The organism is Paenibacillus sp. 19GGS1-52 (genome assembly GCF_022369515.1).
GTDB lineage: Bacteria > Bacillota > Bacilli > Paenibacillales > Paenibacillaceae > Paenibacillus_AQ.
Map to the genome: position 1 here is coordinate 1,935,291 of NZ_CP059724.1, position 13,487 is coordinate 1,948,777.

The following is a 13,487-nucleotide window of genomic DNA, read 5'->3' on the forward strand; positions in this document are numbered from 1 at the left end:
ATAGCTTGTTCTAAGCCCTGTTTGTCCCGAATAGTCATGAGGTAAGAGATCATGTCTATGACAGGCGAAAGCGGGGGAGAACAGAATGAAGGTTTCGAAGGTTGTAACACGGCGGAGAATGCTGTGGACACTGCTGGGACTAGCAGTGTTGTTCGGATCGCTGGTCGTGCGCCTTGCTTATGTTCAGTTATCGCAAGGGCAGGAATTAAGCGCTAAGGCAGAGGAGTTGTGGCGGCGGAATATTCCCTTTACCGCCAAGCGCGGTGAAATATTGGATCGGACAGGAATTGCACTGGCCTACAATGTCAGCTCACCAACGATTTATGCAGTTCCCGTGCAGGTGAAGGATAAGCAAAAAACAGCACAGTTATTGGCTCCGCTGCTCGGTATGACTGAGGAGAAGCTGATAACACTGCTGTCCAAAAGGGAGTCATCGGTTAAGCTACAGCCCGGCGGCCGCAAAATTACGATGGAGCTTGCTGCGAGCGTCCGTGATTTGCAGCTGCCGGGCATCGTTGTGGCTGAGGATAACAAACGGTATTATCCTTTCGGAGATCTTGCCGCACATATCTTAGGCTTTACAGGTATCGATAATCAAGGGATTACGGGTGTCGAGAATATCTATGACAAGCTGCTGCAAGGGATAGGCGGGAATATTTCCTACTTATCTGATGCGGGCGGCAGAATTATGCCTGGGTCCGCTGAGAAATATTCTGCACCACAGGATGGTTTGAGTCTGGAATTGACGATTGATAAGCAGATTCAATCGATTATGGAACGTGAGCTGGATCAGGCTATGGTAAAATATCAAGCTCAAGGCAGCTGGGCAATAGCCATGAATCCAAAAAATGGCGAGATCCTGGCCATGGCCAGCCGACCAGGGTATGAACCAGGTCAATATAAGGAATATGATGCTACTACGTATAACCGCAATTTGCCGATCTGGATGACTTATGAACCAGGTTCTACCTTCAAAATCATCACCCTGGCTGCTGCGCTGCAGGAGGGCAAAGTGGATTTACAGAACGATCATTTTTTTGATCCTGGTTATATAGAGGTTGGTGGGGCGAAGCTGCGTTGCTGGAAAAGTGGCGGCCATGGCAGCCAAACCTTTCTACAGGTGGTTGAGAATTCCTGCAACCCCGGTTTTGTAGCTTTAGGCCAGCGTTTAGGTAAAGATTCACTGTTCAAATATATTCGTAATTTCGGCTTCGGGACCAAGACTGGCATTGATCTGAACGGTGAATCGAACGGTATTCTGTTTAAACCAGCCCAAGTGGGTCCAGTCGAATTGGCGACCACAGCATTTGGCCAAGGCGTCTCGGTTACGCCGATTCAGCAGATTGCAGCGGTGTCTGCTGCTATAAATGGCGGCAAGCTTTACAAGCCTCATGTAGCGAAGGCATGGATTAATCCCGAGACTGGTGAGACGGTATCGGAGGTGCAGCCCGAGCTTGTCCGTGAGGTGATTTCGGAGGAAACTTCCAAGAAGGTGCGTGCAGCACTTGAGAGCGTAGTTGCCAAAGGCACAGGCCGGCCAGCTTTTATCGATGGCTATCGTGTGGGTGGCAAGACAGGTACTGCACAGAAAGTAATTAATGGTCGGTATTCTCCAACGGAGCATATTGTTTCCTTTGTAGGCTTCGCACCTGCAGATGATCCACAGATTATTGTGTATACGGCAGTAGATAACCCGAAAGGCATTCAGTTTGGGGGTGTAGTAGCTGCTCCAATCGTGCAGAACATTCTGGAGGACTCCTTGCATGTCTTGAAGGTGCCTGAGCGCAGCGATCAACTCCCCAAAACGTACAAGTACGGCGAAACTCCAATTGTCACTGTTCCGGATCTTACCGGAGCTACAGTACAGGATATTTATGAGGATATGAACATGAATTTTAACCTCGCCCGCTCAGGCTCGGGGACAACTGTCATCAATCAGGCACCAAAAGCAGGGGCTAGAGTGGAACAAGGTTCAACAATCAGGATTTATATGGGAGCAACGAGCGAATAATAGCAGAGTGAGGGATTACTATGAAAGTTAACGAATTGTCTGCTTGTCTTGCAGCTACGCAGCTGTACGGAGATGGAGATGTAGAGATTACTGATCTTCAGGCGGATTCCCGCCGAGTAAAACCGGGCGATCTATTTATCTGTTTGCCAGGCCACACCGTAGACGGACACCAGTATGTAACACAGGCTGCCGCTAGCGGAGCTGTAGCAATTGTATGTGAGCGTAAGCTCGAGACCGCTTTGCCGCAGATAGTGGTGGATGACAGCCGGTTTGCCATGTCCGTCATGTCAAATGCCTTTTTTGGATCACCAAGCAGCAAGATGAGAATGATCGGGGTTACGGGTACGAACGGGAAAACAACAACAACTTATTTGATAGAACAGATTATGCAGGACCAGAAGGTAAAGACAGGGTTGATCGGCACCATTGAGATGCGCTATGACGGGCAGAACTATCCTACATCCGGTACAACACCGGAATCACTAGAGCTGCAGCGCTCACTCCATGATATGGCTACGAAAGGTGTACAGTGCTGTGTGATGGAGGTTTCCTCGCACGCCATTCAACAAGGACGGGTGAAAGGCACAGATTTCCGCACGGCAATATTTACGAATCTATCCCAGGATCATTTGGATTATCATCATACAATGGAGGAGTATCGTGCCGTTAAAGGGCTGTTCTTCTCTCAGCTGGGCAATGTGATCTCTCCTTGGAAAGAAGAACGCAAGTATGCAGTACTTAATGCGGATGATGAGGCCAGTGCCTATTATGCGACCCAGACGGCGGCTGAAGTCATTACATACGGTATTGATAGTGATGCAAATGTACGGGCTTCGCAAATATCGATTACGGCAAAAGGAACATTCTTCCATGTTCATACGTTTAAAGGAGAAGCGGACATTTCATTGCGTATGGTTGGGAAGTTCAACGTTTATAACGCGCTGGCTGCAATCACCGCTGCTTTATTGGAGGATGTGCCGCTCACCGATATCAAGACCAGTCTGGAGTCTGTTGCCGGTGTATCTGGACGGGTAGAGTCAGTGGATGCCGGTCAGGAATTTGCAGTCATTGTAGACTACGCCCATACGCCGGACGGATTGGAGAACGTGCTGAGAACGGTTTGCGAGTTTGCAGTCGGCAGAGTGCTTACCGTATTTGGCTGCGGTGGAGACCGTGACCGTACAAAACGGCCATTGATGGGTAAAATTGCCGCAAAGTACAGTAGTTTGATATTTGTAACCTCCGACAATCCCCGCACTGAAGATCCGCTGCTCATTTTGCGGGATATCGAAGCGGGACTAGAAGAAGATGGCGTATCCCACGATCAGTATGAGTTGATTGCTGACCGGCGGGAAGCGATCAGGAAAGCTATTGAAATGGCAAGCCCCGGCGATGTAGTATTGATTGCGGGGAAGGGTCATGAGACCTATCAACTGATTGGCGGAGTGGTTCATGATTTCGATGACCGCGTCGTCGCTAAAGAAGTTATAAGGGGCCGAAGCTATTGATTACAAGAACACTGGGAAATATCGCTGCCATGTGCGGAGGCGAACTTTTTGCTTCCGAAGCCGGAGCTGTAGATACAAAAATTGTGGGAGTCGTAACCGACTCTCGTAAAATTACGCCTGCCTGTTTGTTTGTTCCGCTAGCCGGGGACAATTTTGACGGCCATCATTACAGTGCTGCAGCTCTAGCTGCAGGAGCTGCTAGTACATTGTGGCAGCGGAATAAGGGCCCCGCACCAGAGGGCAGTGTCATTGTAGTGGAAGATACGCTGATAGCTCTTCAGAAGCTGTCCGCTGCTTATTTGAATGAAATCGCTCCACATGTTGTCGCAATTACTGGTAGTAACGGCAAAACGACAACAAAGGATATCGTTACGGCTCTACTTCAAGGGCAGTATAAGGTGCACAAAACACAGGGGAATTTCAATAATCATATTGGTCTGCCGCTTACGATACTAGCAATGGCTGAGGATACGGAAATTGTCGTACTGGAAATGGGCATGAGCTCGCGGGGGGAAATTGCTCTCTTGGCTTCTTTGGCTGCGCCTGATGTTGCTGTAATTACCAATGTTGGCGAGTCCCATCTATTGCAGCTTGGGTCCCGCGAGGAAATTGCCCGCGCCAAGCTGGAAATCGCCGAAGGCCTGAAGCCGGGAGGGCTGCTGATCTACAATGGCGATGAACCACTGCTGGCGGAGATCATGCTGGAGCCTTCCTTCCATGCTCCTGCGGGAATACAGACCTTTCGCTTTGGACTAAATGCGGATAATGACGATTATCCAACAGGGATGATGTCTCATAGCGGAGGAATGACCTTTACATCGCATCTGCATGAGGAGCATGCTTTTACATTGCCGTTGCCAGGCCGACATAACGTAATTAATGGCTTGGCTGCTCTGGCTGTTGCCCGTCAATTCGGAGTTGCGGAGGAGAGCATTGAAGTGGGTTTAAGTACACTCAAGCTGACCGGAATGCGGATTGAGGTTATGCAGACTGCTTCCGGGCTAACGCTTCTGAATGATGCTTATAATGCCAGCCCCACCTCGATGAAAGCTGCAATTGATGTATTGCAGTCCATGAAATGTAGCGGCAGCAAAATTGCTGTACTGGGGGACATGCTGGAACTCGGGCCGGAGGAAGTTCAGTTTCATCAAGGAATCGGTCACTATCTCGATCCATCGGAGATTGATCTTGTTTTTACTTACGGGGCACTGGCCAGTAATATTGCCGCAAGCGCAGAGCAACGATTCGGCAAAGAGCGAGTGTTTGCTTTTACCGACAAAGCTGCCCTGACTACTCTCTTGCTGAACAAATGCAAATCTAAGGATATCGTCCTGTTCAAAGCATCCAGAGGGATGAAACTGGAGGAAGTCCTGAACAATCTCAATAATCATTACCATCATCAGACTTGAAAATAATGGAGGGGGTGAACCCATGGATTATCAACTACTTCTACTGACTATTGCTGTATCCTTTATCCTTGCGGTCATTGCCGCTCCGCTCTTCATTCCGCTTCTGCGCAGGATGAAATTCGGACAGCAGGTCCGTGAAGACGGACCTCAAACCCATTTGAAGAAGGCGGGAACGCCAACAATGGGCGGGATCGTGATCATTGTGGCTTTCACATTGTCTTATCTGAAATTTTCTGTTGTGAATACCGATTTTTATGTCCTTTTAGTTGCTACACTGGGCTATGGGTTGATCGGGTTTCTAGATGATTACATCAAAATCGTGTTCAAACGTTCCTTGGGGCTTACGGCGCGGCAGAAGCTGTTTGGACAATTGCTGGTTGGAGCCGTAATGTGCGGCCTTCTGATCTCTGCCGGACATAGTACAAATATTAGTATTCCGGGCACAGCAATGAGCTTTGACTGGGGCGGTTGGTTTTATTATCCATTTATTATCGTGATGATGATGGCTATTACAAATGCTGTTAATTTTACCGATGGAGTAGATGGATTGTTGTCCGGTACAAGTGCGATTGCCTTAGCCGCTTATGCGGTGGTGGCGATGCAGGCAACCTCTATTGCTGCTGGCGTATGCGCTGCGGCAATGATCGGGGCTGTGCTTGGATTCTTGGTATTCAATGCCTATCCAGCCAAGGTATTTATGGGGGACACGGGTTCATTCGGTATTGGCGGTGCAATCGGAGCCATAGCTATTGTGACTAAGAGTGAACTGCTTTTTGTAATCATCGGAGGCGTGTTTGTGATTGAGATGCTGTCTGTCGTGTTGCAGGTAGCCTCCTTTAAGACTCGCGGCAAGCGTATATTTAGAATGAGCCCGATTCACCACCATTTTGAACTTGGCGGTTGGTCGGAGTGGCGGGTTGTCGTGTCATTCTGGGCAGTTAGCCTGGTGCTGGCGGCCGTTGGACTTTATATCAGCAAGGGGTTGTAGAGAATGAAACATCCAGATATGTACCGTGGTGAAGAGGTTGTTGTTCTGGGACTTGCCAAGAGTGGAGTCCAGGTCGCTAAGGTGCTGCATGAACGCGGCGCTATAGTTACGGTTAACGATAAAAAGGAAAGAGAACAATGTCCCGAAGCTTCCGAACTGGAATCTTTGGGAATTTCTGTTATATGCGGTGGGCATCCCGCTGGTTTAATCCATGAAGGTGTAACACTTGTGGTTAAGAATCCGGGTATTCCTTATTCCGTACCTCCTGTACAAGATGCTCTTAACCTTGGGATTGAGGTTGTAACAGAGGTTGAGGTGGCTTACCGTCTTTGTGTTGCGCCAATGATCGGTATTACCGGCTCTAATGGGAAAACGACTACAACGACCTGGGTAGGTCGTATGCTGGACGCTGTGGGTATGAAGCCAATAGTAGCCGGGAACATCGGTACGCCGCTCTGTCAGGCCGCACAGGAGGCCTCGGAGGATAATTGGATGGTTGTTGAGCTTAGCAGCTTCCAACTCAAAGGGACGGAGACGTTCCGTCCAAAAGTAGCTTGTCTGCTAAATGTCGCTGAGACGCATCTTGATTATCATGGAGATATGCAGGATTATGTTGCTTCCAAAGCAAAGCTGTTCGCTAATCAGACAGCGGCTGATACAGCTGTGTTGAACTGGGATGATCCCTTTTGCCGAGAGCTTGTACCTTATGTAAAAGCAAACATTTTGCCCTTCTCGATGACTGAGGAGCTGGTTCAGGGGGTATTTGTCCGGCCTTCCTTTGTACCTGATACAGATGACGACCTGAAACGTGAGATTATCTACCGTGATTACGCGGAAGGGGAAACCGTAATTGCAGCTGTAGATTCCATTGGCCTTCCCGGCCGCTTTAATATTGAGAATGCACTGGCGGCCTGTGGAGTTGCTATTGCGGCCGGAGCAGATCCGGCACTATTGGCAGAGTCACTTTCCTCCTTCCGCGGTGTGGAGCATCGTCTGGAATATGTTGCCGATAAAGGTGGAGCTGCTTATTTCAACAATTCCAAAGCCACCAACTCCAAAGCCACTACAATGGCGCTGACTTCATTTCGTCAGCCGGTTGTGCTGATTGCCGGCGGACTGGACCGTGGCTCCGATTATATGGAACTGCTGCCTGTCCTGAGAGGACACGTCAAAGCCCTGGTGGCGATGGGGCAGACAAAGGACAAGCTTATCAAGGTAGCAACGCTTGCAGGATTAAAGCATATTATCTCCGTCGATACTGGGGAAAGCGCCGCCGCCGTGCTGCAGCAGGCTGTGCAGGAGGCATCCGCTCTCGCGGAAGCGGGAGACATTGTTCTCCTGTCTCCTGCCTGTGCCAGTTGGGATATGTTTACATCCTATGAGGAGCGCGGGCGTATTTTTAAAGAGGCGGTGCATAACCTTTAAGTAGGGGGGTGGATAAGCCCCTACTACGGATGCAAGAGGTGTGCTCCTGATGAACAAATCTCGTCATGCGCCCGATATTTGGCTGCTGATTCCTATTCTATCTTTGCTGACTATTGGCATGGTGATGGTATACAGCGCCGGGTCCGTTCTGGGCTTCCGCAATTATGGAGATTCGTTTTATTTTGTGAAAAGACAGCTTTTATTTGCTGGTCTGGGATTGATCGCGATGTTCATCACCGCGAACACCGAATACCGGCGCCTGAAGGTTCTGGCAAAGCCAGCGCTGATTATCTGCTTCATTCTGCTTGTAATGGTGCTCATTCCGGGCATTGGGGTCGTGCGCGGAGGTGCGCGCAGCTGGCTTGGGATCAGCTCCTTCGGGATTCAGCCTTCCGAGTTCATGAAGATGGGGATGATCCTCTTCCTGGCCAATTGGCTGGGGCGTGAGGATTATGACATATCCTCCTTCACTCGCGGGCTGCTTCCGCCTCTGGCCTTAATAGGTTCAGCCTTTGCGCTGATCATGCTCCAGCCGGATCTAGGCACGGGCACCGTCATGTTTGGCGCTGCATTGATGATGATCTTTACAGCAGGGGCAAGCATGAAGCATCTGCTCTCGCTTGCCGTAGCAGGGATCGCTGGCTTTGCTGCGCTGATTGCCGCAGCACCTTATCGTTTGCAGCGGATTACAGCCTTTCTAGATCCCTGGTCCGACCCACTTGGTGCAGGGTATCAGATTATTCAATCCTTATATGCCATTGGCCCAGGTGGTCTCGGTGGCCTGGGACTGGGTATGAGCCGGCAAAAGTACAGTTATGTACCTGAGCCGCAGACTGATTTTATTTTTTCCATATTGGCCGAGGAGTTGGGGTTTATCGGTGGATTGGCAGTGCTGATCCTATTTCTGATCCTGATCTGGCGTGGGATGAAGGTGGCGATGAGCCTGCCTGACCGGTTTGGAAGCTACCTGGCTGTAGGCATCGTCTGTATGGTGGCTGTTCAAGTCATCATTAACATTGGTGTTGTTATCGGCCTGATGCCGGTTACCGGCATTACGCTTCCTCTGATCAGTTACGGGGGCTCATCACTGACCTTGATGCTCACAGCGCTCGGCATTCTATTGAACTTATCCCGTTATGCGAGGTGAAAGAGATGCGTATAGTATTAAGCGGCGGAGGCACGGGTGGACATATTTATCCTGCGGTAGCCGTGGCTAGACAGTTGGAAGCCGAAGAGAGTGACTCAGCCTTTCTGTACATTGGAGGATCACGAGGCCTAGAGAGCAAGCTGGTTCCACAGGAGAAACTCCCGTTCAAGTCTATTGACATCACCGGCTTTCGGCGGAAGCTGTCCATAGATAATGTGAAGACAGTGATGCGTTTCCTAAAGGGAGTTAAGGCTTCAAAAATAATGTTAAAAGAGTTTAAGCCCGATGTTGTGATCGGTACAGGTGGATATGTATGCGGTCCAGTCGTCTATGCAGCTTCACGTCTAGGAATTCCAACCTTGATCCATGAGCAGAATGCCGTTCCTGGCTTGACGAATCGCTTTCTCAGTCGGTATGCAGATACAGTGGCTGTTAGTTTTGAAGGGATGGAGTCAGCTTTTCCGGCTTGTAAACACGTTATTTATACGGGTAACCCACGTGCTACAACCGTAGCTACAGCAAGTCCACAAAAGGGATTTGCTTCCTTGGGGATACCAGAAGGCAGCACTATTGTACTGATCGTTGGCGGCAGCGGTGGAGCGAAGGCTATCAATAACGCAATGATTGAGATGATTCCCTTTTTGGGTAAGGGTAAAGGAGTTCATTATGTCTATGTAACTGGTGAAGCTTATTTCGAAGCCACTCGCAAGGAAGTAAGTTTGAAGCTGGGGGGACTCCCGAACTGGATTCATGTTCTTCCCTATATTCATAATATGCCGGAGGTCTTAGCCTGCACTTCTCTGATCGTGAATCGGGCGGGCGCTTCATTTCTCGCTGAGATTACAGCCTTAGGTATCCCCTCCGTGCTCATCCCTTCTCCTAATGTGACGAACAATCACCAGGAAGTGAACGCAAGGCAACTGGAAGGCAGTGGTGCTGCTGTAGTGCTGCTGGAGAAAGATTTGTCTGGGCAAGCGATGTTCGAAGCTATTCAACAGATTATTGGAGTAGAAGCAGTGCATCGTAAAATGTCAGTGGCTTCTCTAGGTCTTGGCAAAAGGGATTCCGCTGCAGTAGTTGTAAATGAGCTGCGGAGGCTTGCGGGGAAGAAGAAAAAGAATTCATAAGCTATCAGAAATCAGCAGTGCAGTCACACACCCGAGGGAACGAACATAGGATAATTCTATAATCGTGACAATCACCCAGATCGTACCAAGAAGTGTTCGTGGTGGGTGAGCGGTAATCTCGGAGGTGATACATTGGACAAATTGGTGATTGAGGGTGGAAGTCCCCTGTCAGGCACCATACGTATCCATGGAGCAAAAAATGCGGCGCTGCCAATTCTTGCGGCAAGCCTGCTGGCCGAAGGAGTTCACTCACTGCACAATGTGCCGAAGCTGCTGGACATCGAGACCATGCTGGATATTTTGGGTCGTTTGGGTTGTACAAGCGCGCATGAAGAGGAGACGGTGACGATAGATACGTCATCTGTTGGTACCTCCCATGTTCCTGAGGATCTGATGCGACAGATGAGATCCTCTATTTTTCTGATGGGACCGTTGTTATCCAGATTTGGCGAGGTAACGATTTATCAGCCAGGAGGCTGCGCAATCGGTGAACGCAAAATTGATCTTCATTTGCAGGGCCTGCAGGCGCTCGGAGCAGAGATCCAGGAGAATAACGGCCGGATTTCCTGTCGCGCTGCTAAACTGATGGGTTGTGATATCCATTTAGACTACCCAAGTGTAGGCGCGACCGAAAATATCATGATGGCTGCGGCCATGGCTGAAGGCAGTACAACGATATCGGGTGCGGCCAGAGAACCGGAGATTCAGGATTTGCAGCATTTTTTGAATAAAATGGGTGCTCAGATTATTGGGGCAGGTACCGATACGATTACGATTCAAGGTGTGAAGAAACTTTATCCTTGCACATATGAGGTGATACCTGACCGGATTGTGGCCGGAACAGTGATGATCGCTGCAGCTGCAACAAGAGGTAATGTGACTTTGACACACACCAATGCCGGACATTTGACTTCCCTCATTCATGTGCTGAGGCGCGCTGGTGTTCAAATTACAGTATGCAATGATATAATTAATATCAGCTGTATGGGACGTCCTCGTGCAGTCGAGAGAATTGTGACCTCTCCGTACCCCTCGTTTCCCACAGATTTGCAATCTCAGGTTATGGTATTGCTGTCGCTGGCCGATGGATTTAGCGTAATCAAAGAGACGGTATTCGAGGGACGCTTCAAGCATGTGGAGGAGATGGCCCGGATGGGTGCGGATATCTCCATTGACATGAACCGTGCGTTCATACGCGGCGTACAAAGACTTTATGGTGCTACGGTGGAAGCTACTGATTTACGGGCCGGAGCGGCGTTAGTGATTGCTGGACTCGCTGCCCAAGGAACGACGATCGTTGAGCAGGCGCATCATATAGATCGTGGATATGAAGGTATCGAGAAGCTATTTCAGAAGCTCGGCGCACACATCAGTCGCAAGGTACCCGTAACGGGTCCGTTAGATTTGGCCAATTAAAGCTCCCTGTCTCCTTTTAGTTCAATAGCAGAAGGAGACAGGGTCTTACTACGGAGATAAGAGAATGCCTACAACCCGTTTACCTCTTCTTAAAGAGGACAAGCCTAAGAAAAAAATGAGCCGTAAAATCACGGCAATCCTGCTGCTGCTGTTCACTGCGCTTCTTGCTGTGATTTTTTTCAGATCGTCAGTAAGCCGGATTACGGAAATTAATTTTCAGGGAAGCCAGTATTCCTCACGTGAGGAATTATTGTCCCAAAGCAAGCTGCAGATTGGTGGACAGTTCTTTGCCGTCTCCACGAATTCAGTGGAGGATTCCTTGAAAGAGCTTAAGACCATTCAAAAGGCAACGGTAGAGAAGAATTTCCCCGGTGTGATATCGGTTCGTATTGAGGAATATCCTGCGGTTGCCTATGAATTGGATCAGGCAGGCAGCCTGAAAGCGATTTTGTCCAGTGGAGCAGCGGTTTCGATTAACGAGACGGGTATAGCAGTAGAGAAGCCTATACTTACGAACTGGGATGCCTCAGACCCGTATAAGGCGAAACTGTGTCAGGCGCTGGGCAGTATTCCTAACCAACTGACAAGTGATATATCCGAAATAGTTCCATCACCTACGCTGTCTTTTCCAGACCGGATCAAACTGTATACAAGATCTCGGTTTGAGGTTATTACCGCAATTTCACTGCTCAAGGCTAAGGTCGAATATTTGAATCAGGTGACAGAGACGGAGCAGCCTGGATTGATCAAGATGCTCGAAGCTGATTCCTACGTACCTTTTCAGCCGATAATTGAGGATAAAGAGGACATACAAGAGTAAATAGTCCCTACTAATACTACAGAAAAAATGCTACAATCTGGTTTATGGGCAATAAGCTGCATCCCTCTTTTTTCTCCGGATTTTTTGAAATTCGAGCCTAATTATGGATGGAATTCCTCTATTTTGCTTATATTTTTGCAGTGAATGGTTTTCTTTCAGAAATTGAACAGAATCCATTTACATTTGGAGTGTTGTTATATTATTCCATTCAAAAAATTTGTAGAAAAAAGAGGGAAAGGATTAGGTATGTTGAATATGTACAGAGATATGTTTTCCTGGACTGGGAAAATGGCTTTACAAATTAGTATGAATAATAACAGGAGGTGCCATAGGACTTGAGCAACAATGACATCATTGTTAGTTTAGACATCGGTACATCCAAAGTTCGGGCAATTATTGGGGAAGTTACCAATGGAACCTTTAATATTATTGGTGTTGGATCTGCTGATTCGGAAGGAATACGCAAAGGTGCGATTGTAGATATCGATCAGACTGTGCAATCGATTAGGAGCGCTGTAGAACATGCAGAGCAAATGGTCGGTATTCAAATATCCGAGGTCTATGTGGGCATATCCGGCAATCATATTGGCCTGCAATCCAGCCACGGTGTAGTGGCCGTTCAGAATGAGGATCGTGAAATCGGCGAGGATGATATCGAACGCGTAATGAAAGCTGCGGAAGTGATTGCGTTGCCTCCAGAGCGTGAAGTGATCGATGTTGTTGCTAAACAATATATCGTCGATGGCCTTGAAGGTATCCAGGACCCGCGCGGGATGATCGGCGTTCGTCTGGAAGTCGAAGCGACAATTATTACCGGAGCCAAGACACCAATACATAATTTGCTGCGTTGTGTAGAGAAATCAGGACTGAAAGTTAAGGATCTTGTGCTGATGTCTCTCGGAGCGGGTGGATTAGCGCTTTCCAAAGACGAGAAGTCAATGGGCGCTGTACTGGTAGATATCGGTGCTGGTTTAACGACAATAGCTGTATACTCAGAGGGTTCCCTTTGTGCAACCTCTACGATTCCGATCGGCGGAGAATTTGTAACTAATGATATTGCCTATGGGCTTAGAACACTTACCGACCAGGCTGAGAAGGTAAAGCTGAAATATGGGTGTGCCTGGATTGACGATGCAGCCGCAGATGTGGTGTTCAAAGTGCTACGTATCGGTAGCAATGTGGAAAAAGAATTTAATCAAGAGGATCTTGCGGCCATTATTGAGCCCAGAGTTCAGGAAATATTCCATCTGATTCGTCAGGAAGTGAAGCGTCTTGGTTATAGTGAGCTTCCTGGAGGTTATATATTAACGGGTGGTACTGTATCCATGCCTGGCGTATTAAAAGCTGCCCAGACAGAGCTATCTGCATCTGTGCGTATTGCTGTACCTGATTATATCGGTGTACGAGACCCCGGCTTTACTGGTGGTGTAGGTATCCTGCATAATGTTGTCCGCAGATTACGTGGTCGAAGCAATGGCGGAAACAGTACTAAGAAGACGGTTAATAGGAGTAAACAGAACGCCGCACCCAAACAGGATACTGTTCGTAAATCCGGTTTGGTAGAACGTCTAAAGAATATGTTCAGCGAGTTCATATAATTGTAAGTCCAGAATACTTGGACCGGGCATCCAAGCAC

General features: G+C 48.6%; 10 protein-coding genes. All 10 read left to right on the forward strand.

Features of this window, described 5'->3' with window-relative positions; genetic code table 11:
- Nucleotides 1–85 precede the first annotated feature (85 nt).
- The 10 genes from H1230_RS08960 (at nucleotide 86) to ftsA (ending at nucleotide 13,449) form a co-directional block, all read left to right on the forward strand.
- On the forward strand, nucleotides 86–2,011 hold the full coding sequence (locus tag H1230_RS08960; protein ID WP_239715146.1) for a stage V sporulation protein D: 1,926 nt from the start codon (nucleotides 86–88) through the stop codon (nucleotides 2,009–2,011).
- A gap of 20 nt (nucleotides 2,012–2,031) precedes the next feature.
- Entirely contained in the window at nucleotides 2,032–3,519 is a 1,488-nt protein-coding gene (locus H1230_RS08965) for a UDP-N-acetylmuramoyl-L-alanyl-D-glutamate--2,6-diaminopimelate ligase (protein WP_239715147.1), read from the forward strand.
- Nucleotides 3,519–4,928 carry a UDP-N-acetylmuramoyl-tripeptide--D-alanyl-D-alanine ligase gene (locus tag H1230_RS08970; protein WP_239717213.1) on the forward strand — a complete coding sequence of 470 codons (1,410 nt, stop codon included), beginning with the start codon at nucleotides 3,519–3,521 and terminating at the stop codon, nucleotides 4,926–4,928. Before H1230_RS08965 ends, H1230_RS08970 begins: the two co-directional genes overlap by 1 nt.
- 22 nt (nucleotides 4,929–4,950) lie before the next feature.
- Entirely contained in the window at nucleotides 4,951–5,916 is a 966-nt protein-coding gene (gene mraY, locus H1230_RS08975) for a phospho-N-acetylmuramoyl-pentapeptide-transferase (protein ID WP_154121173.1), read from the forward strand.
- Nucleotides 5,917–5,919: 3 nt separating this feature from the next.
- The gene (murD, locus tag H1230_RS08980) at nucleotides 5,920–7,341 is read left to right on the forward strand and encodes a UDP-N-acetylmuramoyl-L-alanine--D-glutamate ligase (RefSeq protein ID WP_239715148.1); all 1,422 of its coding nucleotides are present in this window, start codon (nucleotides 5,920–5,922) and stop codon (nucleotides 7,339–7,341) included.
- 49 nt (nucleotides 7,342–7,390) lie between these two features.
- Nucleotides 7,391–8,488: a stage V sporulation protein E gene (gene spoVE, locus H1230_RS08985; protein WP_239715149.1), complete on the forward strand. Its 1,098-nt coding sequence runs from the start codon at nucleotides 7,391–7,393 to the stop codon at nucleotides 8,486–8,488.
- A 5-nt stretch (nucleotides 8,489–8,493) separates the two neighbouring features.
- A complete protein-coding gene (murG, locus tag H1230_RS08990) occupies nucleotides 8,494–9,615 on the forward strand; it encodes an undecaprenyldiphospho-muramoylpentapeptide beta-N-acetylglucosaminyltransferase (RefSeq protein WP_239715150.1) in 1,122 nt (373 codons plus the stop codon).
- Between the two features lie 132 nt (nucleotides 9,616–9,747).
- Nucleotides 9,748–11,031 (forward strand): UDP-N-acetylglucosamine 1-carboxyvinyltransferase, encoded by a 1,284-nt coding sequence (gene murA / locus H1230_RS08995; protein WP_239715151.1) that lies wholly within the window; start codon nucleotides 9,748–9,750, stop codon nucleotides 11,029–11,031.
- Nucleotides 11,032–11,095: 64 nt separating this feature from the next.
- Nucleotides 11,096–11,851: a cell division protein FtsQ/DivIB gene (locus tag H1230_RS09000; RefSeq protein ID WP_239715152.1), complete on the forward strand. Its 756-nt coding sequence runs from the start codon at nucleotides 11,096–11,098 to the stop codon at nucleotides 11,849–11,851.
- A 335-nt stretch (nucleotides 11,852–12,186) separates the two neighbouring features.
- The gene (ftsA, locus tag H1230_RS09005; RefSeq protein WP_239715153.1) at nucleotides 12,187–13,449 is read left to right on the forward strand and encodes a cell division protein FtsA; all 1,263 of its coding nucleotides are present in this window, start codon (nucleotides 12,187–12,189) and stop codon (nucleotides 13,447–13,449) included.
- Nucleotides 13,450–13,487 lie beyond the last annotated feature (38 nt).

Excerpts from the sequence above, each read along its gene's own strand:
- murD (WP_239715148.1), top strand. The coding sequence starts at position 5,920 with ATGAAACATCCAGATATGTACCGTGGTGAAGAGGTTGTTGTTCTGGGA.
- H1230_RS08960 (WP_239715146.1), top strand. The coding sequence starts at position 86 with ATGAAGGTTTCGAAGGTTGTAACACGGCGGAGAATGCTGTGGACACTG.
- spoVE (WP_239715149.1), top strand. The coding sequence starts at position 7,391 with ATGAACAAATCTCGTCATGCGCCCGATATTTGGCTGCTGATTCCTATT.
- H1230_RS08965 (WP_239715147.1), top strand. The coding sequence starts at position 2,032 with ATGAAAGTTAACGAATTGTCTGCTTGTCTTGCAGCTACGCAGCTGTAC.
- murG (WP_239715150.1), top strand. The coding sequence starts at position 8,494 with ATGCGTATAGTATTAAGCGGCGGAGGCACGGGTGGACATATTTATCCT.
- H1230_RS09000 (WP_239715152.1), top strand. The coding sequence starts at position 11,096 with ATGCCTACAACCCGTTTACCTCTTCTTAAAGAGGACAAGCCTAAGAAA.
- mraY (WP_154121173.1), top strand. The coding sequence starts at position 4,951 with ATGGATTATCAACTACTTCTACTGACTATTGCTGTATCCTTTATCCTT.